20 protein-coding genes are annotated in these 24,540 nt (G+C 44.9%); 3 read left to right on the forward strand and 17 right to left on the reverse strand.

Translation table 11 applies throughout. The annotated features are described in order from the left end of the window. Positions 1–61: 61 nt before the first annotated feature. The 16 genes from J1C81_RS06825 to J1C81_RS06900 all read right to left on the reverse strand — a co-directional run bounded on the left by J1C81_RS06825 (position 62) and on the right by J1C81_RS06900 (position 21,290). The gene (locus J1C81_RS06825; protein ID WP_002915374.1) at positions 62–1,129 is read right to left on the reverse strand and encodes a hypothetical protein; all 1,068 of its coding nucleotides are present in this window, start codon (positions 1,127–1,129) and stop codon (positions 62–64) included. Beyond that, on the reverse strand, positions 1,116–3,599 hold the full coding sequence (locus J1C81_RS06830) for a phosphoenolpyruvate synthase (RefSeq protein WP_002915375.1): 2,484 nt from the start codon (positions 3,597–3,599) through the stop codon (positions 1,116–1,118). The genes J1C81_RS06825 and J1C81_RS06830 overlap by 14 nt, the downstream gene beginning before the upstream one ends. Continuing rightward, positions 3,599–4,498 (reverse strand): UbiA family prenyltransferase, encoded by a 900-nt coding sequence (locus tag J1C81_RS06835; RefSeq protein WP_002915376.1) that lies wholly within the window; start codon positions 4,496–4,498, stop codon positions 3,599–3,601. Before J1C81_RS06835 ends, J1C81_RS06830 begins: the two co-directional genes overlap by 1 nt. Further along, positions 4,483–5,355, reverse strand: coding sequence for a phosphatidylserine decarboxylase (locus J1C81_RS06840; RefSeq protein ID WP_002915377.1), 873 nt, complete (start codon positions 5,353–5,355; stop codon positions 4,483–4,485). The genes J1C81_RS06835 and J1C81_RS06840 overlap by 16 nt, the downstream gene beginning before the upstream one ends. Next, positions 5,348–5,980, reverse strand: coding sequence for a CDP-alcohol phosphatidyltransferase family protein (locus J1C81_RS06845; protein ID WP_002915379.1), 633 nt, complete (start codon positions 5,978–5,980; stop codon positions 5,348–5,350). Before J1C81_RS06845 ends, J1C81_RS06840 begins: the two co-directional genes overlap by 8 nt. Beyond that, positions 5,967–8,462, reverse strand: coding sequence for a PEP/pyruvate-binding domain-containing protein (locus J1C81_RS06850; RefSeq protein WP_032909728.1), 2,496 nt, complete (start codon positions 8,460–8,462; stop codon positions 5,967–5,969). The genes J1C81_RS06845 and J1C81_RS06850 overlap by 14 nt, the downstream gene beginning before the upstream one ends. 14 nt (positions 8,463–8,476) lie before the next feature. Further along, positions 8,477–9,067, reverse strand: coding sequence for a CDP-archaeol synthase (locus J1C81_RS06855; RefSeq protein ID WP_002915381.1), 591 nt, complete (start codon positions 9,065–9,067; stop codon positions 8,477–8,479). 348 nt (positions 9,068–9,415) lie between these two features. Next, on the reverse strand, positions 9,416–10,417 hold the full coding sequence (gene galE, locus J1C81_RS06860; RefSeq protein ID WP_032909729.1) for a UDP-glucose 4-epimerase GalE: 1,002 nt from the start codon (positions 10,415–10,417) through the stop codon (positions 9,416–9,418). A 45-nt stretch (positions 10,418–10,462) separates the two neighbouring features. Beyond that, positions 10,463–11,944, reverse strand: coding sequence for a UDP-glucose--hexose-1-phosphate uridylyltransferase (galT, locus tag J1C81_RS06865; protein ID WP_002915383.1), 1,482 nt, complete (start codon positions 11,942–11,944; stop codon positions 10,463–10,465). A 66-nt stretch (positions 11,945–12,010) separates the two neighbouring features. After that, positions 12,011–13,189 carry a galactokinase gene (locus tag J1C81_RS06870; RefSeq protein WP_002915384.1) on the reverse strand — a complete coding sequence of 393 codons (1,179 nt, stop codon included), beginning with the start codon at positions 13,187–13,189 and terminating at the stop codon, positions 12,011–12,013. Positions 13,190–13,365: 176 nt separating this feature from the next. Beyond that, positions 13,366–14,502, reverse strand: a complete 1,137-nt coding sequence (locus J1C81_RS06875; protein WP_002915385.1) for an ABC transporter ATP-binding protein — start codon at positions 14,500–14,502, stop codon at positions 13,366–13,368. Between the two features lie 21 nt (positions 14,503–14,523). Continuing rightward, positions 14,524–15,969, reverse strand: a complete 1,446-nt coding sequence (gene gtfA / locus J1C81_RS06880) for a sucrose phosphorylase (RefSeq protein WP_002915386.1) — start codon at positions 15,967–15,969, stop codon at positions 14,524–14,526. Positions 15,970–16,128: 159 nt separating this feature from the next. Beyond that, complete coding sequence (locus J1C81_RS06885; RefSeq protein WP_002915387.1) at positions 16,129–16,962, reverse strand: carbohydrate ABC transporter permease; 834 nt, start codon at positions 16,960–16,962, stop codon at positions 16,129–16,131. Between the two features lie 13 nt (positions 16,963–16,975). Beyond that, entirely contained in the window at positions 16,976–17,842 is an 867-nt protein-coding gene (locus J1C81_RS06890; protein ID WP_002915388.1) for a carbohydrate ABC transporter permease, read from the reverse strand. A 13-nt stretch (positions 17,843–17,855) separates the two neighbouring features. Further along, complete coding sequence (locus J1C81_RS06895) at positions 17,856–19,115, reverse strand: extracellular solute-binding protein (protein ID WP_002904350.1); 1,260 nt, start codon at positions 19,113–19,115, stop codon at positions 17,856–17,858. A 12-nt stretch (positions 19,116–19,127) separates the two neighbouring features. Beyond that, positions 19,128–21,290, reverse strand: a complete 2,163-nt coding sequence (locus tag J1C81_RS06900; protein WP_002915389.1) for an alpha-galactosidase — start codon at positions 21,288–21,290, stop codon at positions 19,128–19,130. 102 nt (positions 21,291–21,392) lie between these two features. Here J1C81_RS06900 and J1C81_RS06905 point away from each other — a divergent pair, with 102 nt between their 5' ends. The 3 genes from J1C81_RS06905 (at position 21,393) to birA (ending at position 24,259) form a co-directional block, all read left to right on the forward strand. Then, positions 21,393–22,223: an AraC family transcriptional regulator gene (locus J1C81_RS06905; protein WP_032909730.1), complete on the forward strand. Its 831-nt coding sequence runs from the start codon at positions 21,393–21,395 to the stop codon at positions 22,221–22,223. Between the two features lie 82 nt (positions 22,224–22,305). Next, positions 22,306–23,307: a LacI family DNA-binding transcriptional regulator gene (locus tag J1C81_RS06910; RefSeq protein ID WP_002915391.1), complete on the forward strand. Its 1,002-nt coding sequence runs from the start codon at positions 22,306–22,308 to the stop codon at positions 23,305–23,307. A gap of 16 nt (positions 23,308–23,323) precedes the next feature. Beyond that, positions 23,324–24,259 carry a bifunctional biotin--[acetyl-CoA-carboxylase] ligase/biotin operon repressor BirA gene (gene birA / locus J1C81_RS06915; protein WP_002915392.1) on the forward strand — a complete coding sequence of 312 codons (936 nt, stop codon included), beginning with the start codon at positions 23,324–23,326 and terminating at the stop codon, positions 24,257–24,259. 52 nt (positions 24,260–24,311) lie between these two features. Here birA and J1C81_RS06920 read toward each other — a convergent pair whose 3' ends face one another. Continuing rightward, positions 24,312–24,503, reverse strand: a complete 192-nt coding sequence (locus tag J1C81_RS06920; protein ID WP_002895701.1) for a DUF3272 domain-containing protein — start codon at positions 24,501–24,503, stop codon at positions 24,312–24,314. Between the last annotated feature and the right edge of the window lie 37 nt (positions 24,504–24,540).

Genomic DNA, 24,540 nt, shown 5'->3' on the forward strand with positions numbered 1-24,540 from the left:
AAAAAAATAAAAAACAAATCTTCAGTTAGAAAATCTGTTTTTTTAAATGTGATTTATTTTGTTACAAATCTAACTCAAAGAGGCCATACTCATGCTTGTCTCCCTGCAATTCCGCTGCATAGTGACGCGTGACGGTTTTTTGATGAATCAAGGCTCCAATAGCTGAAGCTTGACGCTTCTGCGCTTCTTTAAAAATCGGATAGGCCAAGGCAGAGCCTAATCCCAAGAATTCCTCATCTACTCCCAGATACATAATCATATAGCGTTTTGGAAAACGCTTGATCCAAAAAAGCTTGGCCAGGTTGAGAGGAGTCAGCTTTTGATAAACCAAAGAGCCATAGTCCGGCATGGCAATCAGAAAACCAGCTAGCTTGCCCTCCTTATAGGCCAGCTTAACCATAGAAAAATCAAGAATATACTGGTATTTCTGAAAAATCTGACTGAACTGTTGACTGGAAATAGACCGATAAATCGGAAAATCTTGATAGAGGCGATTGAGAAGCTCAAAAACCTGCAGCGAGGCTTGATCCCACTCCTGCTTCATTGGAGAACAAATGGTAAAACCTGCTTCTTCAAAAGACTCAAAACGATGAGCTAGCTTGTCCTGATGAATTTGATTGCTGACCTTGGGATAAAAATTAGATAGATAGCGCTCCTTGAGCTCAAAACCAGCAGCCTTCCATAACTCAGGATAATAGTCTGGATTATGAGGTTCCCCAGTAAAAGGGAGCTCCTCTGTTCCAGTCAGCTGCATTCGATAACCCAGCCAAAAACTTGCCTGTACGGGACCGATTATCTTAATCGCTCCGAGACTGCGAGCAAAACCTGCTAAATGGTCGATAAAAGCAGATGCAATCTGTTGATCATTGATCGACTCGAAAAATCCCAAGTAAGCAGCCTCATCATCTGGATAGAAGGTCAGAAGCCCTCGAATACAAGGCCGACTGTCCACATAGCCAATAAAAGCATAGGTTTCTAAGTCAGAACTCAGCGGGTGACTGCCTTCAATCAAAGCTAGTTCTTCCTCTTTCGACTGCATGAGGTGAGCTGGCTGGTAAATCTTCTTGGGAAGGGCTAGAAAATCGGCCAGCTCTGCAGTATTGGGTTTGACTGGTTTAATTTCCAGCATGGTCTTCCTCCTTGATTAGTCGAATCTTGCCAGTAAGGCCATCCATCTCAATCCAATCACCGTTTTGCAGCTGGCTGCAAGCACCTCTGACATTGACAATGGAAGGAATACCTAACTCGCGGGAAATAATGGCCGTGTGCGAGAGCAAAGACCCCTGTTCGGCAATGACACCCTTGGCTTGGGTAAGAAGATAAACCCAGCCCGGATCTGTCATCTTGGTCACGATAATCCGGTCCTTAGCAGACTCAATCTCCTGCACATCTGCCACGACCAAAACCTGAGCCTTAACGCAGCCAGGTGAACAGCCAATCCCTTGTAAGGCTTGATTGCCCGTATTATGACTGCTGGTACGGTTTTGCGATTTCAGGTATTTCTCAAAGACCTGCCCAGCAAAAACATAGCGACTAAAGGTTGGTAGTTCTTTATCCGCATCCAACTTCTCACGACGCTCGGATATCAAGCCGCTAACATCTCTGGGCTTTCTGCTCAGCTCAAACAACTCTTCCTTTGTCAGGTAAAAAACATCGTCAGGCGTAGCCAGCAGCCCTTGCTCGGCTAATTGCTGCCCCAACGTTCGGAAAATCTGCCGCATCATGCCATAGATCCGTGTGCGGTTTAAGCGGGAACTTTCCCGATATTTAACACCAGTCATGGCTCGCTTGCGAAGAAAATTAGTCCACCAGCCTGATTTTTGCACTTCTTCTTCAAGTTTCTGAGGGGCCAACTTCTTCTCCTCTTGCTGGCACATTAGCAGCAGGAGCTTGAGCAGACGCTCTGGGTGCGTTCGGAAGGTTGGGGCTTCTAACTTCAACTCTTCCGGAGCCCGATCGCCAAATTCATGGATAAAATGGACTATTTCTTTGACCAAAGGGTGCTGGCGATTTAGAAAGACTGCTGGACTTTCACTTGCCATGGCCTGTCTAATCTCTGCATTTTCTTCTGCTTTCAGCTGAGCTGTTAAAGCCTGCAGAGCCAAAGCCGGCCGCATACTTTCAATCTGCTCAATTCCTGCAATCTCAGCCTGAACAGCCCCGCCACGACGCGACTTCTTCAGGAGTCCAGTATAAACAAAAGCATAGAGGTCATTGACCAGCGTAATGTCCCAGTGAGCCAGAATATCCTCTTTTAGCTTGCTGACCAAGGCAATCAAGGTCTCTGCATCTGCGTCGGGAGAAAAGCTCGCTTCATATTCTAGCTGAATCTGGGCAAACTGTTCTTCCAATTGCCGCATTTGCTTGGGTGCTGTCCAGAACTCTCGGATGATACGAAGCATGATTTGCAGCCGTTTGAAAGCAGACAGGTGCACCGGCATCTGAGGCACCTCTGTCTCTCGCACTCCCAGCATATCCTGCCAGATAGGGATGATTTTCTTAGAAAAAGGCAGAAGCTGCAAGAGCTGATACCAGCTCTGAATCTGGTAATAGACTCGGCTATTGACCGGCTGCAGCATATTTTGAAAGGTAGCTTCATAGGCAGCCAACTCAGGGGCATCCTTACCAACCAAGCGTTGAGCCAGACTTCGGAAAATGCTGGCATAAGCCTCCTGAATAAAGCTAATGGTCAGAGGACTGGAAACGCCCGGATAACTCTCGACAATGTTGCTGTTATCCAGAATAATCTGCTCTCCCTCTGGCAAGGTGGTAATAGGTCGTGCCTGCAAGAGATAGAGCTGGCCATTTGCGAAGGTAAACTCCATATCCATGTAAGGTCCGAAAAGCTGACTCACCTGACTAGCTAAAGATTGTAGCTCCTCAAGTTGTTCCTGTGATACGTCTGGTGAGTCCTCCGTCTGCTCTGTATAAAAGAGCTGGTCCTTGGGATGGAGGGTCACCATTGTTGTAGGAATCTTATCCTCGACAACCTTATTACCCAAGCCCCGACCGATGACAATAATGTGCTCGTTCAGAATGCCCTTGGGATTAGCTGTGAAGTAAATCCCAGACAAGTCTCCCTCCTGCATAACCTGAACAAGGCAAATCATCTGCGCTTGCTTCAAAGATAGCCCTTGCTCAAACAGATAACTAAGAGCCGACTCCTGATAAAGAGAGAGTAAGGTCGCTTGAATAGCTTCTTTAAGCCCCTCTGGCTTCACATTGAGCTGGCTCTCAAACTGACCGGCAAATGAGGAAGCCTTGCCATCCTCAATGGTTGCAGATGAGCGGACTGCAAAGCGACAGTCTGTCTGAGCAAATTCCTGCTGAATCCAGTTTTCTGCCGCTGTCAAATCTTCTTGACTTAACTGCTCTCCGGCCCAGTCCTGCAGTTGCTGACTGAGTTGGGACAAGTCCAACTCCCCAGACCGATAGGATGCTTCCATCCGCTCCAAGTCAGCAGAGCTGGCAGATTCTTGAAAAAATTCAAAAGCAAACACTGCAAAATCAGGAACTGGCAAACCAGCAGCCTGCATTTTCAGCAAATGATAGGCCTTGCCTCCGACCTGGTCAAGCCCTGTCTGCTTGATTCTTTTCATCAAAATACCCCCATCAAGAGATAAACAGCAACGGACAGAACCATGGTCGTCTCCGTGATATAAGTATAGCGCTCCACCCGTTCCCGGATATTAAAGCGAGTCGGATCCTTGATAAACTGCTCAAACTGGACGGTCATCCAGATAACATTCAGCACTAAGACCACCACTCCAACACGGGAAATATTCCAGAGGAGAGCGAAATTGGTCAAGATATCCAGCAGCGTCACGACCTCAATAAAGCGAGTGGCTTTTTTGTAGCCAAAAAGCATAGAATAAGTCACATACTCTGTCTCGTCTTTTGGTGCCCGAATCTTGCGGCAGACTTCCCAGATCAGACTTGGGAAATACATGGTAAAGGCCAGCAAGACGGTTGGTAGGGACAAGAGGGGCAGATTGTACTTGTAGCAGACGAAGGAGATAGTATAGAGATTCAAAATCATCATGACCGGATTATGGGTTACTAGAGCCAGTGGCAGAGAATTTTGAATCTTGTCACGCTTGAAGAACCAAAAGGACATAAGAGTTCCGTAAATATAGAGAAAAAGGAACCAGCCGATATTGTTCATAAAGAGGATATTGAGAAGTACAGATACAGCTACGATAAAGCTGAGGGCAATAGCCAGGTCTTTCTTTTTCACTCGTCCAGATGGCAGAGCCCGATGAGGAAAGAGCCGCCTATCGGTCTCATAGTCCTTGAAATCATCCGCAATCCGCAGAATCATCAGAAAGACAAAAATGGTAAAAATCCCAATCAACTCCTGATGGTCAAAATGAAAGGTAGTCACTCCGTCATTGAGCAAGAGGACAAAATAAATCTCAAAAAACATGATGGCAGCCACAAAAAAGCGCGGCAGCAAAGGGAACATTTCCTTATAATAAACAGCTAATCGTTTAAACATAGCTTTTCTCCAATCTTTTCACCCATTTGAATCTGGGTTTCTATTCCGAGGTCTGAGTAAGTCAGGATATCCTGATCTAAGCAAATCGTGCAAGCCGGATAGAGGACAAGAATGGTTGAGCCGCCCAGACCAAAGCAACCCTTCTCCTGTCCCCTGACCAAATGGTCCCGACTGTGATTGTATATTCTTCCGACCAAGAGAGCCCCTACCTCCATCTGCAGGACAGGTCCTAGGTCGGTATCTAAAAGGCAGTATTCTCTTTTATTTTCCTTGTAAATCAAGCGCCGCTTCTGGGCTACCTGCCTGACCGTATGCAGGCGTCCCTTAATTTTTCGACTTTGGGTAATGTTGCCGGATTCAGCCGCCAAATAGCGGTGCAGGTCTTCTACTCCCAAACGATAAACCAACGCTGTTCCGCCACTGAACATCTGAGCCAACTCTTCATCCAGCAGTAAGTCAGCTAGCCTGTATGTCTGCCCTTTAATTGTCAGCTGCAAGTCCTGACTGATGGTAAAAGCCTCTAGCTTGGAATCCGCCACTGCCAGTACTTGACTATCAGGGCAGACTGGACGCAAATCAGGTTTGATTTTTCGCTTGAAGAAAGCCGCGAAGCTAGAATAGGGGCCATCTTCATAGTCAGCTAGATCCAGCTGATAATTTTTCACAAAATCTGCTATTTTCTTGCGAGAACAAGGAGTGTAGTCTTTCAAAGTCAGAAGATAAGACAGGCTAGGTCGGGTCAAAATAGGCAATAGGAAGCGCCCCCAAGCAGTACCATAAAGCTTTTCTAGCAGACCCGCCTTGTATTCTGTCGGTTCAACTACTTGGCCAGTCCTTCTCTGATATACCTTAACCATGCGGGAGAACCCCCAGACCAATCAGACTTGCAACAGCTAGAATCGCAAAGACCAGATAGGCCAGCTTATTTGGCTTGGGAATACGGCAGTTGTAGACAAATAGAAAGGTCAGCAAAAGAGACAAGCCCAGCCACACCCAAGCAAAGAAACCAGGCGCCAGCCATTGACAGACCAGATAGGTCAGAGGGAAAAAGAGGGCACTGTAAGTAACGGGCAAGCCGATAAAATATGAGTCCGATCCTTCATCATGCTTGGCCAAGCGGTTAAAATGCGCCAAGCGCGTGACAGCAGCTAATACATAGAGGACAACCCAGATGATATTGGCCGCTCCTAAGGGCAGCTGAGTCATAAGGAGCACAGCCGGGAGAGCCGCAAAACTAATCATGTCGCAGAGCGAATCAATCTCAATGCCGAAGCGCTTCTGACTTTCAGTCCGCTTCATCCGTCGCGCCACCACACCATCAAAAAGGTCGCAGATACCGCTAACGATAAAGGCCATCATGGCCAGCCGCAGCTGGGACTGAATGATGGCATAGACTGCCAACAGTGCAAAAGTGGCGCCCATATAGGTCAGGATAACAGATTTGTCGTATTCACCAATAAACAAAGGTTCATTCTTCTTCATGAATTCTTATTTCTCCTCTTCTTCCATCTAAAGTAACCAGCATGCCAGTTTCTAGTAGCTGAGTTGCATTTTTGGCGCAGACCAGAGCTGGAATCCCGCATTCCCGAGCGACAATGGAGGCATGGCAGAGAACCCCGCCATACTCTGTCACCAGACCGCCTAGAATACCGAAAACATAGCTCCAGCCCGTATCTGTATAGCGAGTGACAAGGATTTCTCCTGGCTCAATCGTCTCAATATCCGCTAAATCCAAGAGAACTCGAACCCGACCGGTTACCTGACCGCTGCTGGCTGGCATTCCCGTCAGCAGGGCCTGACTCTCATGGGCCACTTCTTCCAAGCTCATCTCTTTGTCGGTCAAATCCCCCACTGGCTCAAAATTTCGATAGGCCTGGCAATAATGCCGATTATCAGCTGCTTCTTCTTGAAGCTGGTCTGCAGTTTTTTGCCCTTCCATAAAGGCAGACAGGCTTTCTTTCTTAATGTAAAAAATATCTTGTTCATTTTTAAGAAAGCCTCGCTTTTCATAGTCTCGGCCGAGTTTTAGGCTAATCTGACGAATGAGGTGGTAATAGCGCGTGGAAATATCCTTGAACTCCTCTCGCCACCAGAGCAAGTTCCTCAGGTCTTGACTGATTTTTTCAATTTTTTTCTGCTTGGATCGAGATAGATGAGCCAGATCCAGCTCAGACTCTGAGACAGGACTGAGCGAAGCTTTGGCCGCTTGGTAATACGCTGAATCAGCAACCAACTGCTGGACAGCTGTCAGGACCTGATAAGCATCTTCTTCATAACTAGCTACTCGTAAGTCCAGCTCTCGTGCCGAGTGATAGCCAAAATCTTTTTGGAAATCCTGAACCTTGATGAAATCCGTTCGCTCAGGATATTGTGCAGTCAGTTCCTGCAATTCTTCCACCGATAGCTTCAACCAATCGTCTGTCAGTTTCTCGTCTGCCAAAACAAGATCCGCAACTTCCAGCATCCTACCCAAAGGCTTGGTATGCGAAACATTTCCCAACTTAGCAATCAGTTGGAAAAATTCATCGACCGTCAGCCATTTGAGCAGACTGGTCTTTTTCATAGACAGCTGGACCGTATTAATGTAGGCCTGCCAAAAATACGTTCCCTCACTGTCTAAATAAGCCTGATTTAGCACTAACTGCCAAAGACTCTCGACTTGCTGGATCGGGCTTTGGTCGTTCAGTTCTTGGATTTCTTGATTCAGGCGGGTAAATTGCTGACGCAGCTCTTGCAGCTTGTCTGGCGCCTGATGCAGAAAAGTCTTAGTTACTTTTTGCGTTTTCAAGGCTACCCGCAGGAAATTCAAGAGCAAGGCTGGACTTAATTTGCTGGTAAAACCTTGACCTTGGTAGTCTTTATTGACTCCCAGCTCATCATCAAAGTCTCGCTCAATATAGCCCGGAATCTGCTCCATACCTTGCTTGACTACGCCTAAGTTCCAGAAAGGCCGAGCATAATGGAGACGCATCAGTGGAGGCATCACACCTTCAGACTCTAGGCCAATTGCCAGCAAAAAGCTAGAAAGGGCCTCTTGCCAAGAATGGCGGTAAAGGCTCCACATCAGGTTGGGACAGGGCTGAGCCGCCACGCCTCCATCCCGAAAATTCGCCGTCGTCCAGCGACCACTGTCGATTTTAGTTGGTACTGTTGTGATAGGCCTAGCCTGCAGCACATAGACTTGCTCTTGGACAGCACACCACTCAATATCCATCGGTCGACCAAAATACGCCACAATCTCCAAAACCTGCGCATGCAGCTTCTGCAAGACTTCCAGAGGCATTTCAACTTTTTCAAACAGGCTCCAGTCCGGCTTGTACCAAGGAATATTCAGCTGCTTAGGATTGACTTGACCACTAACCAAACTCTCAGCTGAGCCTTTTACATACTCCAACAGCATGGTCTGGTCCTGATTGGTCGCCACGTCTAGGGAAAAGCAGACACCGCTGAAGTCAGGCTCTATCTGCTCCTGAATCAGCACCGCCATAGCAAAATCCTGCTCTGCCAAGCCTTGTCGTTGCCAATAGACTAGCGCCTCTGGGTTGAAAAGAGAAAGCAGACAAGAACGAATGCCCTGCTCAATTTCTGACAGTGTCCGGCAGTTGCCAATCGAGTCATATTGACCGGCAAATGACATGGCCTGTCCGTCTTCTAAAAGGGCACTGCTGCGAACGATATAAGCCTGATTTTCCTGACAAAAAGCTGCTAACTCCTGTAGCCAAGCTGACTCCAAAGGATATTGCTGCAAACGCTCCGCAATTTCCTCCTTGCCCAAATGAATTAACTCTTTAAGTCCCTGCTCTGAGTATTCTAGCAGAGCTGCTCTTAGCCAAGCCATTACTTGGTCCGCAGGCAAAATCAAACCCTTAGGAACCGAAAGCCCCAGCTGACAGAGGTTGATTAACTGATTGATTTTACCGCCATAGACGGCCGAAGGCTCTTTTTCCAGCCATAGTTCTTTCATCAAAAACTCCCATTTCACATACGATTTTTTCTAAGCTTAGCCCAGTAGAGCAGACGATTGACTCCTAGATGCGTGCCCGCCCCTAGGATTAGAATGCCCAACATCTGCTGCCAAGACAGAGGGATAAAGAAAAGCAAGAAAATGATACAGCCAATCAAGGAATCAATCTGGTCTATCCAGATAAAGGTCCATTTCCAGCCATTCTCCGCCGTCTTGCCCTCTCTGATTTCCAAACGACGCTTGATGAAGCTATTGGGCAGCTCAAACAAAACATAAGCTAGCCCCAAAAGAGCCCCAAACACCAGATTAAAGAGCACGGTATTTTCGTAGAAGGCATAGACCAAGTGCAGCGTCTCTAGGGTAGAAATACTCTTCAAGAGCAATCCCCAAAGGATCTGAGCCAAAGCTCCCCAGACAATCATGCCGAGGAAGCCTTTCCAGGTCTTGTTAGCCCCAAACAGCCTCTTACCATCCTTTAAAATCAACCCAGCATCCATTGGTCGATAAGCCGCCTCTAGCAGTGAAGACTTGCAAAAGATCATATTCAGAATCCCAGCCAGAATGACCGGCATCAGGGTGATATATAAGGCAAGAATCGAACGCATACTTATTTCCTATTCTTTTTATGAAAATCAGTTTGAAAAGATTAAGAGACTTCTCAAACTTTTATGGCTTCATTATATCATAAGTCTCTAAAGCCCTTACACAACAAACTGTCAACAACTGTCACATCTGATTGTGATACAAAAATTCGTTATTCTAAAATGTTGCTTCCCGTCGCATCTGTAACTACCTGATTTTTTAAGACATACTAAGAGTTAGTAGCAACTAAACAAGATTTCAGATAATATGTCAATCAATCTTCTTTTTATTATAAAATGCTTTTAAAAATTTGTAAAGAAGGGTTTTATAATTCAAAGTAAAAAACCAGCCTTTCTAGCTGGTTTGTCAGTTTATCCTCTATCATCATAACCATTTGGATGACTTGAGTGCCATTTCCAAGCAGTTTCGATAATGGTTTCGATATTGTCAAATTTCGGCTGCCAGCCCAGAACATTTCTTGCTTTTTCAGAGGAAGCAATCAGTGTATCCGGATCCCCTGGGCGCCGCTCTGCTATTTCCAAAGGAATAGGATGTCCGGTCACCTTGCGGGCGGCTTCTACAATCTGCAGATTGGAAAAACCAGTCGAAGAGCCAAGGTTAAAGGCATCTGAAGGATGTCCAGAACGCAGATGCTCGACAGCCAGAATATGGGCGTCAGCCAAGTCGAAAGGATGGACATAATCGCGGACATTGGTGCCGTCTGGAGTATCGTAATCATCACCAAAGACAGCAATCTTCTCACGTTTGCCCTGAGCCACCTGAAGCACAATGGGCAGGAGATGGGTTTCAGGTCCGTGGTCCTCACCGATTGAGCCGTCGGGCTTGGCACCCGCCACATTGAAATAACGCAGGGCTACAAACTTAATACCATAGGCCTGGTCTGCCCAACGCATAATGGTCTCCATCATAAGTTTGCTCTCACCATAAGGATTGATAGGCTTTTGAGGCGTCGTTTCCAGAATCGGCACTTCCTCAGGAATGCCATAAGTCGCCGCTGTCGAAGAAAAGACAATATTTTTAACACCGTATTCCTGCATGACCTCCAAGAGAGAAACCATGCCGGCCGTGTTATTGTCAAAATACTTGAGCGGGTCCGCCATGGACTCTGCGACCAGTGAAAAGGCAGCGAAGTGAATGACTGCATCAATGGATGGATGTTTGGCAAAAACACCACGCATAAAGTCCTTATCCGCCAAATCCCCCTCGTAAAAGACTGCTTGTGGATGGACGGCCGCCCGATGACCAGTCACCAAATTATCAACGACGACTACTTCTTCCTTACCTGCTGCTACCAAGCGATCAACCATGTGCGAGCCGATATAGCCAGCTCCACCTAATACTAAAATTGCCATAAAACTTCCTTTCCCTGTTACGCTAGATTCATTATAACACATTTCCTAAGGCTGGATGCCGACGGATTGGACAAAGCGCATGAAAGCTTCTTGCCCTTCCTCTGTTCGCTTGTAAACTCCCGCATCTTCTAGTACTCGGCTGAAAATTTGTCCAACCGAAGCCTGAACTACTCCTTCCGCCGTCTCAGCGGAAACATTTGGATTTTGGTCCTTGAGTTGATTGGCCCACTCCTGATGATAGGCAGCAACCTGACAGTCTTCTCCCAGCAAGAAAAGTTCCACCTGCTTGAGTTCTTCCTTGAGCCGAGGCGGCAGAATAGCCAGTCCCATCACCTCAATCAGACCGATATTTTCTTTCTTAATATGCTGCACATCCTTATGAGGGTGATAAATGCCGTCTGGATGTTCTGGGGAAGTTTGATTGTCCCGCAAGACCAAGTCTAGCTCAAAAGATCCATCTTTTCTGCGCGCAATCGGTGTGATAGTATGGTGAGGCTCACCCTCGGACTCTGCCAAGACCTGCACACTCGGGTCAGAATAAGTCCGCCAAGCTTGCAAGATCTTGTCAGCCAACTCAATCAACTGTTCCTTCTTCTCAAACCTTAGACGAATAACGGACATAGGCCACTTGACAATGCCTGCCTCCACCTCTTCAAAGCCGCTAAAGGTAAAGCTGCAATCCAGCTCTGCTATTTCCATAGGGAAGGTGTGACGTCCTCCCTGATAGTGGTCGTGGGTCAGGATAGAGCCACCGACAATCGGCAGATCGGCGTTGGAGCCAGCGAAATAACCCGGAAAGGTCTCCACGATGTCCAGTAAGCGCTCAAAGGTCAGCCGACTGATAGCCATGGGAAGGTGCTGGCTGTGGAGAAAGATGCAATGCTCATTAAAGTAGGCATAGGGCGAATACTGGAAGCCCCATTCCTGTCCAGCCAAGTCAAAGCGAATAATCCGATGGTTGGCGCGGGCTGGGTGGTCCAAGCGACCTTGGTAACCTTCATTTTCCATGCAAAGCTGGCAGGCCGGATAATGGCTGTTCTTAGCCTTTTTAGCTGCCGCAATTTCCTTTGGATCCTTTTCTGGCTTAGAGAGATTGATGGTGATTTCCAAATCTCCATAAGCGGTCGGTGCTTTGAAAGCAATGTTTTTAGCAATAGCCTTGACCTTGATATAATCATTTTTTTGACTAAGTTGGTAAAAATCAGCTACAGCTTGCTCAGGATTGGAAGCATAGGTCGTCCAGAAGTCCTGATTGAGCTTGCTAGGGGCTGGTGTAATCAAGTCCATGAGCTCAGCTCCCAGTATATCCTGCTCAGCTAAGGTGTCACCAATCGTCCCATTCTTGACAGCCATAGCTACCAAGTCATCCTTCAGGTCAATTAGCTGCTCAGCCTCCGTATCCTGCTCTGCCACTGCCTCTCCGACCAAAGCCATAACACGATTGCTCAGATAAATGGTGTCTATTTCCTCAAAAGCGCTATTGTCAATCACTGCTGATACGAAAGCATCCAGTAACTTCTTGGACATAGTTCTTCCTTTCTCTTGCTAGTAAAGGGCCGGCATTCCTGTCAGCCCAAGTTCCTTTTCTGTGATTTAGTCCAGTACTCGGCTTCCGCTAGCTACTTCTGCAATGTAAAAGCTAGGGGCATAGCCGACGACTTCTTGATACTTGCGGCCAACATTTTCTTTGAAAGATTCCACCGCATCCTTAGCAACTAAAGCAATGGCGCAACCACCGAAGCCAGCTCCAGTCATACGAGCACCCAAAACACCTTCTTGCTCCCAGGCCGTGTGAACCAAGGTGTCCAGCTCTAGACCAGTCACCTCATAGTCATGTTCCAAAGAAACATGGGACGCATTCATGAGACGGCCAAACTTGTCAAGAGCACCTGCCTGCAAAGCTGCCCGCGCTTGCAAAGTGCGTTGATTTTCCAAAACAGCATGGCGAGCCCGTTTGAGGCGATTTTCGTCCTCTATCAGATAGCTATACTCGTCAAAGGACCACTCATCCAACTCGCCCAAGGTTGCGATAGACAGTTTACGGTTCAGTTCTTCAACAGCTTTTTCACACTCCGCCCGACGCTCATTGTACTTAGAATCAGCCAACTCACGACGCTTGTTGGTATTCATAATCACTACAACATTATCCTTGAGATCAAGCGGCACCAAATCATATTCAAGAGTATTGGTGTCTAGGTAAATAGCCCGCTGGTCAGCTCCCATTCCGATAGCAAACTGGTCCATAATGCCAGAATTAACCCCGATAAATTCATTCTCAGTTAATTTACCGATTTTCACTAGGTCCAAACGTTCCAACTGCAAATCAAAGAGTTTCTCAGCAATGACACCCGTCAAAAGCTCTAGCGATGCAGAAGATGATAAGCCAGAACCATTCGGAATATTTCCATAAACATAGACATCCATGCCTCGGTCAATCTTATGGCCTGCCTCCTGCAGAAAATGCAGAACTCCTTTCGGATAGTTGGTCCAGTTATGCTCAGGCTCAAAGTGCAGGTTTTCCAGCGACACTTCAATAATCCCTTTTTCTTCAAAATTCCCTGAGAAGAATCGCAAGAGCTGGTCATCCCGCTTACGAGCCGCTCCATAGGTTCCTAGAGAAATCGCAGCAGGAAAGACATGGCCGCCGTTATAGTCCGTATGCTCACCAATCAGATTGATCCGACCGGGTGAAAAGAAAGTGTGATCCGCTTCTACTCCAAAAACTTTGGCAAAATCTGCGCGGACTTGCTCGGCTGAAATTAGGTTTGACATAAGCTAAACTCCTTTAAAATGAATAATCGACATTGTAATCGTTTTCTTATATTTATTATAACTGTTTCCGAGTAAAACTTCAATAAATTTAGTAAAATTTTACTAATTTTATAGATAGATTTTTTGTAAAAATCCAAACAGTAATCTGTCTGGATTATTTTATAAGGAGCAATAGATTAGAAAATATTGTCTTCCGTCTCAGCATCAAAGTAATGCGCCTTGTTTAGGTCGAAGCCAAGTTTAATACTGCTTCCGGTATTCATATGATCACGTGCATCAACTTTGGCAACAAACTCACTGCCACCAACCGTACAGTAGAGGTGAGACTCCGCTCCAAGCAACTCAGAAACAGAAATCTTCGCAGTTAGAACCGACTCAGGGAAGGTTTCCAGAAAAGCTGGTTCCATGTTGATATCTTCAGGACGAATACCAAAAATCAACTTATTGCCTTCATAGCCCTTCTCCCGCAAGCCCTTAAGATTGCCCTCTGGGACTTGGAGACTGAAGTCTCTGTTGGGGCCGACAAGACGGCCATCTTCCAGTGTCACTTCAAAGAAGTTCATAGCTGGGCTGCCAATGAAGCCGGCAACAAACTTATTTGCCGGATGTTTATAGACTTCCTGAGGAGTACCAATCTGCTCCACTCGACCAATCGTTCCAGTTCCAGCAGGATTCTTGGTCGCTGACATGATAACGATACGATCCGCCAAGGTCATAGCTTCAGTCTGGTCGTGGGTAACATAAATAGTTGTTGCCCCGATACGGCGGTGAATCTTGGCAATCTCCGCCCGCATAGAAACACGCAGCTTAGCATCCAAGTTAGACAGAGGCTCATCCATAAGGAAAACCTTTGCATCCCGAACGATAGCGCGTCCCATTGCTACCCGCTGACGCTGACCGCCAGACAAATCAGCTGGTTTGCGTTGCAAAAATTCCTTCAAGCCCAGAATTTCTGCTGCTTCATTGACCCGTTTTTCAATATCTTCCTTGCTGTACTTGCGCAGCTTGAGGCCAAAAGCCATATTGTCGTAGACAGTCATGTGCGGATAAAGGGCATAGTTCTGGAAGACCATGGCGATGTCCCGGTCTTTTGGAGCTACATCATTGACCACCGTACCGTCAATAGAGGCAGTTCCTTCAGTGATGTCTTCAAGACCCGCAATCATACGCAGCGTAGTTGATTTTCCGCAACCAGACGGACCGACAAAGACGATAAATTCTTTGTCCTTGATATCTAGATTGAAGTCTTCCACTGAGTAGTGGTCGCTGTTGGGATATTTTTTATAGATATTTTTCAGATTTAATTCTACCATTCTTCTTCTCTTTTCTTATCTCTATTCAAAAGTGATAGCTTGGCCATTTTCACTAGCGCTATATGTCAATTCTTTGAGGTTGATAACTACTTGAGCAATGACTGACTTATCTGCATTGCTACGGACAATCCGGAGGCTATTTTCATCCAATAGATTCACTTCAATAGTGCCATCTAGGTCAAAGGCAGCAGACTGGTTGCGGTAACTGAAAAGCTTGAGCAGGGCTTGCACAACTGGACGCTTAACTTCTTCAGCAATCTCCTCATTACTGTAATAATGACGGTTGATATTGCGGCCTTCCTTAGTGTTTTCTAGCAGTTCAAGGTCATTTTCCCCAGCTAAGAAACCAACATAATAGACCTGTGGAATCCCTGGAGCAAAAGCCTGAATCAGACGACTAATGAAGTACTTATTGTCGTCATCGCCCAAGGCTGAGTAGTAAGTCGAGTTAATCTGGTAAATGTCCAGATTATTGTACTCAGCTGAGGAATACTTACGCTTGACATTGGCCCCGACCTTATATAGTTCATTGGTCGCAAAGTCAATTTCTTCATCAGTCAGAATATCCTTAACATCAACAACCCCAATACCATCGTGAGTATCCAGTGTTGTGAATTGCTTCATAGGACTCATTTCAAGCCACTTGACTAGACGCTCAGCTTTACCACTGTATAGAGAATAAAGAGTTACCATCGGTAGCGCAAAATCATAGACAAAGTAGCCATGCTCTGCAATCTTGAACTGGATAGAATAATGCTCATGAATTTCTGGTAAAATATCCGTCCCAAACTCAGCCGCTTGCTGCTGGACTTTTTCTAAGAGATCCCAGATTTCTGGCTCAACAAAGAAATCATTGGTATCTAACTTTTTGACTGCATAGGCAAATGCATCTAAACGAATCAGATCACAGCCATGCTCTGACAGTTGACGCAATGTTTTCTTGATGAAATCATTAGTTACCTGACTGCGAACATCTAGATCAATCTGCTCTTCACCAAAGGTGTTCCACAGATACTCGGTGCTTCCATCTGCAAAGACGATTTCCTGCTTAGGTGCCCGATCCTTACGCTTATAAATCAAATCAACATCAGCTTGCGTTGGACGATTTTCTGGCCAAAACTTATCCCAGCTGAGAAAGAGGTCACGATACTCACTCTGATCCTTCTTTTCCTGAAAATCCTTATAATACTTGGACTGGCGTGAGATGTGGTTGATCATAAAGTCAAACATGAGATAATATTTCTCGCCCAGCTTTTCTACATCCTCCCAGTCACCAAAGGCTGAATCAACCTCTTCATAGTCTACTGGGGCGAATCCCCGATCACCAGTTGATGGGAAGAAAGGAAGCAAATGCACTCCTCCAACCGCATCCCCAAAATGCTTTTCTAAATTGTCATATAAATCTTTTAAATTCTCCCCCAGGCTGTCTGAATAAGTAATCAGCATGGTCTTATTTTGAATAGCCATAGTCTTCTCCTCTAAAATCTTGTCTTATATACTCTTTCCCGTGCGCTGAATGGAAAACGCCCTAAGCTCTGTATGAAAAAGCTGAAGCTTCTTTTTCCAATCCCCTATTTTTCTACAGCCGTTACTAATTCAGTAGTTTACGGGCTCTGTATCTTGAGCTTACTTCACTGCCCCGTTGCTCATTCCAGCAATAATGTTGCGCTGGAAGATGAGATAGACGATAGTAATGGTAATAATCCCAACAACATAAGAAGCAAAGCTTGGTCCATAATCATTAAAGTATTGACCTGTGTAGTTATATTGGAAGAGTGGCAGAGTCCACATCTTGGAGTCTTTATTGAGTACCAAGAGAGGAAGCATGAAATCATTCCAGAACCAGAGGGCATTGATAATCATGGTTGTCGCATGCATGGGTTTCATCATAGGAAAGATAATCTTAAAATAGGTTGTAAACTTTCCAGCACCGTCAATTTCTGCTGCCTCATCCAGACTGTCTGGAATGGAAATCTTAATGTAGCCTACATAGAGAAAGAGAGTCTGTGGAACAGCGTAAGCCAGATAGAGAATAATTAATCCCCAAGTGTTGGCTAGTCCTAGCTTACTCATCATAACTGTAATAGGAATCATGATAACTTGAAAAGGAACGAAAATCCCTAAAATCAAGAGCGTATACATAATACCAAAAGCTTTTTTCTTAGACATATTACGAGCGATAGAGTAAGCAGCCATGGGAATAAAAATCATGACAACAGCCAAAGATAGAACCGTGATTACAATTGAATTCCAATAGTAGCCTCCGATACCATCAGCCAAAAGGCGTTGGAAATTTTCTAAAGTCGGTTGAGTCGGAAATCCGAAAAAATTATTAACGATGTCTTTGGTAGACTTAAAGGAACTGAATATCGTTGCTAAGAGTGGAATTAAAATGATAATAGATCCCAGTGTTAGCAAGATATATTTACTAAAATTAGCTTTTCTTTCTGCATTTTTCATCGGGCTTCTCCTCTTAGATTTCAAATTTCTTAGATACTCTCAACTGGATAATAGAAATAACCGCAATCAAGAGAAACAAGATAACAGCAATGGCATTGGCATAACCAAATTGATTGCTCTTAAAAGCATAGTTGTATACCAGAAGTCCTAGAGAGGTGGTCGCATTATTCGGACCGCCGCCTGTCATGGCAAAGACCTGGTCAAACGCTGTCAAACCACCTTTTAGAGCCAAGATAAAGACCATGGAAACACTTGGTAGGAGATAAGGAAGTTCCACCTTCCAAAAAATTTGTTTGCTGCTAGCTCCATCAATTCGAGCTGATTCTGTAATCTCAGTCGGGATAGACTGAAGACCAGCTAAGAAGATGATAATAGGCATGGCTACCCCTTGCCAAAGCAAGACGAAGATTGCTGCAAAGATTGCGCCGCCATTCGTTCCTAGAAGGCTGGTTTTAAAAAATTCAATTCCTAAGGTATTCCCTATAGCTGGCAATCCGTAGTTGAAAAGTTGCTTAAAGATAAGAGCCACAGTCAATCCAGATAGGACAGCAGGGAAGAAAAACCAAGCTCGGAAGAAAGTTTTCCCCTTTATCTTCGAGTTGAGAGCTCGTGCTATCCAGATTCCCAGCATAATCTCACCAACCACCATACAAATAGTAATAATCAATGTAAAGCCTATCGCGTTCATAAACTTAGGATCGCTCATGAGGAGCATAAAGTTATTGAGTCCGACAAACTTATAATTATAGGTCAAACCAGTCCAGTTTGTCAGGCTGTAGAAGGCACCCTGAAACATGGGCACATAAAAGAATACAGCCTGTAGTACAAGGGGAACTAGGACAAAGAGCCAACCCCAATATTTCTCAATCAATTTTTTCATAGTAGATCTACTCCTACTCTACGTCTGCTTTCATCGGATTGAAGAAGGCATTTAGTGCTTTCGCCATATCCTCTTTGTTTCCAGTTGTAATATAGTTCCCGGTCAAGGTATAAAAATCACTTTCACTGGTCCAGTCTTGAGCTAGCCAAACGAGGTGTCGGTCTGTAAATGCTAGTTCAGCAAGACCGGCTAGCGGTGCATCTGACCCAGCTTCCTTGACACCTTCAATAGCTGTTGGTGAGCCGTCCACATCATAATATTTCTGCATAACTTCTGGACGTGACATATATTCAACAAAAGCATTGGCTTCTTTCTTGTGCTTACTACTTGACGAGATAGACCAAGCTAGGTCTCCTGCTCCAATGGTCAAGCTTTGTCCTTTTTGCTTTCCAGGGAAAGGGAACGTTCCAACATTAAACTTAGGATCTTGCGCATTGATTGCTGTGATAGCCCAAGAACCATTTGGAGTCATCAGGGCATCGCCTCTAGCGAAGGCACCGACAACATCAGTATAGCCTGCTCCCTGCCAGTTGGTTTGCATGGCACCTTTTTTGCGGAATAAATCTAACAGCCTGAAATCATCTTTAAGTACTGAATCTGAAGACTTGATGGCATTTGGTTTGGAAAAACGTAGGTAATCATTCGCTTCCTTACCGCCACCTGTAGAAGTGGCAAGAGCCAACTGATGATAACCATTCAAGGTCCAAGTATCTGCTCCTGCAATGGCAAAAGGTGTTTCCCCTTTTGCTATAATCGTATCAACTAATTCCTCAAATTCCTCCCAAGTCTCTGGAACTTTCAATCCCAGTTCTTTAAATTTATCCTTGTTGTAATAGATACCATAAGCATTAGCAGTATAAGGGATATTGTAAATCTTTCCATCTATCGCATATTTATCTGCGTAATGATTCTTAACTCGCTTGAGATAATCTTTATTAGATAAATCTTCAAAGTAGCCAGCTTTAGCCCATTCTTGCAATTCAATAGACTGGGGATAGATATTGACAACATCAGGAACATCTCCAGCCAGAACGCGAGTTTTGAGTACTTCCCCAGCGTTAGGGACATTCACCACTTTCACATGCACATTCGGATTTTCTTTTTCAAAGTCTTTTGCAATCTCACGAAGGGTATCAACCATTTCACCCTTCTGATTGAAATACTCAATCGTTACCTTACCATCTGTTGACTCACCTTGGCTGCTGCAAGCTGACAGCCCCAAAAGTGACAGTCCTGTAATAGCAGCTAAGCTCATCTTTTTATACCATTTCATGGTCTAGCCTCCTTATTTTTTAATAAAATGCAGCTGTCTGCTAAGATAATCTCCTTGCGGAAGATTCATAGTAATACCAGCATACATGAGTTCTGCACCTGAGTAAACTGCGCCATTTTCCTGCAGCTCATAAAGTCCTTCTTCCTCTAAGTCTTTTAGTTTCAAGGTTGTTTCCATCGTTTCCACAACTGATAAGACTCGGACATAGGTTACAATCGTTTGATTTCCATAGTTAAATTGAACCGCTGCTTCATTGGAGCCAACATCTGGATTGATTAGCCTATACTGACGCCCTAACTGGACCACTGGACGTAATTCTTTATACAACTTCACCTGGTCAGCAATCGCAGCTTTCTCTTCATCTGATAGACTAGTCAAATCAAGCTCATACCCCAGATTTCCCATCATAGCCACATGACCACGAGTTGCCAACGGAGTAATCCGTCCCATCTGATGATTAGGCACTGCCGACACATGGGCACCCATTGAAATAGTCGGATAAAGATAAGAAGACCCATATTGGATTGGCAAACGAGCTATGGAATCGGTATTGTCACTAGCCCAGACTTGAGGGAAATACCGCATCATACCAAGATCATTTCGGCCACCACCACCTGAGCAGGACTCAAATAAAATATTCTCATATTTCTCTGTCAAATATTTTACAATTTCATAAAGCCCCAAGATATACTTATGTGACTGCATTTTGGTCGCCAGATAGTTAGTGCCATTCCCAAGATTGGTAATATTACGATTCATATCCCATTTTATGTAGTCAATATCGTGCTGACTTAACAGCTGATCCAGTGTTTCTTTGATATAGGCTACCACATCTGGATTAGCATAATCCAATACGAGTTGATTGCGAGAGTAGGTATGGTCCCGATCAGGCGCTTGAATAGCCCAGTCTGGATGTGCCCGATAAAGCTGACTGTCTACGGAAATCATTTCTGGCTCAACCCATAAACCAAATTGCAATCCTCTGCTATGAACTTCTGCTATGAGCTCTGTCAAACTGCCACCTAGCTTATCTTCATTGACAAACCAGTCACCCAGAGCCCGATTGTCATCAAAACGGTTGCCAAACCAGCCATCATCGAGAACAAAGAGCTCAATACCAACTTTCTGTGCCTCATCTGCTAACTCTAGCAACTTTTCTTTTTTGAAATCAAAGTAAGTTGCTTCCCAGTTATTGATTAAAATTGGCCGCTCTCGCTTCGCAAATGCTTTAGGAATGATATGCTCTTGAACAAAAGCTTGGCTCTCATGACTAAGACCAGTCAAACCCTGAGCCGAATAATTCAACAGAGCAACAGGACTATAGAAAGTCTGCCCCGCTTCCAGTTTCCAAGCAAAGTTATCTTCATTGATACCGATACCTAGCCGAACTTCATTCAACTGATTTTGCTGAATCCAAGCTTCAAAGTTTCCGCTATAAAGGAGCTGAATTGCCCAAACTTGACCAGCCTCTTCCGTCGTTTCACTATCACAAAGGATAAGGCTCGGAGTCTGCGCGTGACCAGAAGCTCCTCGGTTGGAAGCTATTTTGAAAATTCCCTGTTCTAACTTGTGACGACGAACTGTTTTCTCCCTAGCATAAGCTCCCTGTAAACTAATCACATCATAAGTCCCTGCTGGCAAATCTGCCATTAAGCTCAAGTTCTTATGTATGATTGCTGTCTCTCTACCGATATTTTCCAGCTTAGTAAAGGTTGCAATAGTATTGCTATCTTCAAAAGCTGTGTAATAGAGAGTGAGGCGTAAGTGAGCTACTGCATCCTCTAAAATAAAGGCCAGTGTTTCAGCGTCTTCTGTACTGTGAGGGCTAGGCAGTCCTGGAACTTCCAAACCTCCCTTAATCAGCTGACTCTCAACAAACCGAAAATCTGTTACTTCATTATTAGCATGTTGGACTTGCAGAGAAGGTTGCCGAAAGTCTCCTAAACCATGCTGACCCAAAACCTGCCGCTGGGTATCTAAGCTAAAACTTCGCTCATTCGATCTCGGATTACCAGAAAAAGCATGATCTCGCTCAAATACTGTATTGGAAAAATGATAGGATTCGATTTTTCTGCCTAAGTGTTTAAGCAAAAGGTAGCCATCCCTTTCCTCAATGATAAGACTGAAATTTTTTGTATTGATGTAGAATAGATGTTTGTCTATTTTGATAGCCATTTCTGAACCTCCATATTTACTAATATTTTACCTTATGAAATCGCTTCCTAAAATAGAATTATGTTAGGGAAATATGGTAAAATGTTAGGTAGGAGGCAAAATATGCTTGTTTTTTCAGAATACCAAACAGGAACAATTGATCTCTCACTTAGCTTCTACGGTTACGAAGAGTGCACACCTAGCTACTCTTTTGGACCAGCTATTAGAGATACCTACGTTCTTCACTACATTACCAAAGGGAAAGGTCAATTTCATTACAAAGGAAAAATTGTCGATTTAAAAGCTGGAGATCTCTTTCTGCTCAAGCCGAATGAACTTACCTTTTATCAGGCTGACAAAGAAGAACCTTGGTCTTACTACTGGCTGGGAATGACTGGCGGTAGGGTTTATGACTACTTCAATCACTCTCAGATTGCCGAAGACTGCTACCTACTTGCTAACCAGGAACGAAAAACAGATAGGATTGAGAAAATTGTTGAGAACTTAGTTTACTTCGCTGAGCAGACCAAATCTAACCAACTAGCTCAACTCCACATTATGGGCCAACTTTATGAACTCATCTTTCACTTGGGCAGCGTTGCCTATAAGCCCCAAGCAAATACCCTATCTGCAAGCCAGCAACTCTATCTAGCCTGCAAGCAGATAATTGACACTCAATATCCCAATCCTAACCTCAGCATTCAAGATATGGCAATTAAGTTGTCCGTTCATCGCAGCTATCTAACAACCATTTTCAAGGAGGAGCACCAAAGCTCACCTAAAGAATATCTGGAATATGTCCGAATGCATCGAGCTAAACAACTCCTCAAAAGCACCCGCGAGCCTGTCCAATTTATCGCCTATTCTGTCGGTTTCTCAGACCCCCTTTACTTTTCAAAGGCTTTTAAAAAATATTTTGGCTTTTCACCAAGCTCATTTCGGGAACAAAGTTAAGTTTTACTAAATATTTCTTTGTTATTTACTAATTTTTGAGTTATAATTTATGTAGACAGTAAATTGAAAAGGATCCAATCAAATGGCTACTATCAAAGATATCGCCCAGACTGCTGGTGTTTCTCCCGCAACTGTTTCGAGGGTTTTGAACTATGACAAGTCCATGTCTGTCAGCGATGAGACGCGTAAGAAGATTTTCGATATCGCTGAACAGCTCAATTACCAAAAAAGCAAAAGGCAGAAAAAGACTTCACTTCAGACCCACCGCATTGCCATCGTTGAATGGTACACTGAGCTGGAAGAGCTGGATGATCTTTACTACTACTCCATCCGCTTAGGCATTGAAAAGAAAGCCCAGGAACTGGGCTATGATATCGTGCGGATTTTCAACAACGACTCTCTGAGCCAGCTAGAGCAGATTGACGGCATCATTGCCATCGGAAAATTTAGCAGCAAGCAAGTCAAGGAGCTAGAGCAATACAGTCCTGCCCTGGTTTTCGTGGACAGCGATACGCTCGACCAAGACCATAGCTGTGTGACAACGGACTTTGAGCATGCCGTTACTCATGTTCTCGACCATTTTCTTCAGCAGGACATTCGAAGAATCGGAATGATTGCTGGACGTGAAGAAACAGCAGACGGAACGACAAGTCTTGATGATCCGCGCTTGGCCTGCTTCTGCCGTTACCTTAGTGACAAAGGCCTTTATCAGCCGGCCTATGTCAAGATCGGCAAGTTCTCCTCAGAGTCTGGCTACCAGCTGATGAAAGACATGATTGACCAACAAAAAGAGCAGATGCCCAAAGCATTCTTCATAGCCAGCGATGCTCTGGCTGTCGGTGCCCTCCGTGCTCTTCAGGAAGCGGGAATAGCTGTGCCCCAAGATGTCCAGATTATTTCCTTTAATGATACATCCATTGCCAAATACGTCTATCCGCCTCTCAGTACTGTGACAGTCTTTACAGAGGAAATGGGCAAGCAAGCTCTGCAGATGCTGGACCAGATGATTAAAACTGACGAAAGCCCCATCCCTTATATGATCAAGCTCTCAACCAAGCTGACACTAAGAGAAAGCAGCCTTTAAGCTAGAAAGACCGCCTATGAAAACCTACGAAAAAATCTTTGACATCCTCAGCCAGGCTGACGACTATGTCAACGGAGAAAAAATAGCCCAAGAATTGGGCATTTCACGAACTTCCATTTGGAAGGCCATCCAAAAACTGGAGAAAGAAGGAATCCAAATCGAATCCGTCAAAAACCGAGGCTATCGATTGACAGCGGGTGACTTGCTGATTCCTGATTGGATTGAAGCAAATTCCCCTGTTCAGGTCTCATTTAATCCTGACTGCCAGTCCACTCAGATGGACGCCAAGGCTGGCATGGAGGCCGGACGCCCGGCCAACACTCTTTATCTGGCCGCTGCCCAATCTGCTGGCCGTGGCCGTTTCGGTCGTGCCTTCTTCTGCCCCAGCCAGGGCGGCTTTTACATGTCTCTCCACCTCAAGCCCAATCTCCCCTTCGACCAGCTCCCCTCCTATACAATCTTGACCGCAGGAGCTATCTACAAGGCAGTAAAAAATCTAACCCTTATGGAGGTTGATATCAAGTGGGTCAATGACATTTACTATCGAAACAAGAAAATTTCCGGCATCCTGACCGAGGCTACAACTTCTATTGAGACAGGGCTCGTCACTGATGTTATCATTGGTGTTGGCTTTAATTTTTTCATTAAAGACTTTCCAGCTGAGATTAAAGAAAAAGCTGGCTCCCTCTTTGAAGAGAAACCAGCCATTAGTCGCAATGAGCTCATTGCCGAGATTTGGAAATGCTTCTACGTAAGTGACCCAGAAGAACTCATCTATCTCTACAAGCAGCGCTCCTTGGTGCTAGGACGACAAGTGACCTTTAGCCAAAAAGGCGTGGACTACCAAGGTTTGGCCAAAGACATCTCAGACAGCGGGCAACTTTTAGTCCAGCTGACAGATGGTCAGGAAATCTGGCTCAATAGCGGCGAAGTCTCGTTGACCAGTTGGTAATCAAAAATTTCATTTCAAAAGGACTGAGTCATAAGACTCAGTCCTTTTTTCATTATTTCGGTCCTAAATGTTTATCGATTTCATCCACAATTCGCCCCATGACATAGGAAATCTGCAGATTGCGCAGCACCAAAACTGCCCAGAAAGCAGCCATGAAATAGCGTCCCGCCATGATGGATTCATTGAAAAAATAGGTTTCTAAGGCTGTGAAAACAGCCATCACAATAAATTGTCGTCTGTTCATAGTTTTATTATAACACGAAAGCCTAGAAAAATCTTTT

This window comes from Streptococcus sanguinis (assembly GCF_050225395.1).
Taxonomy (GTDB): Bacteria; Bacillota; Bacilli; order Lactobacillales; family Streptococcaceae; genus Streptococcus.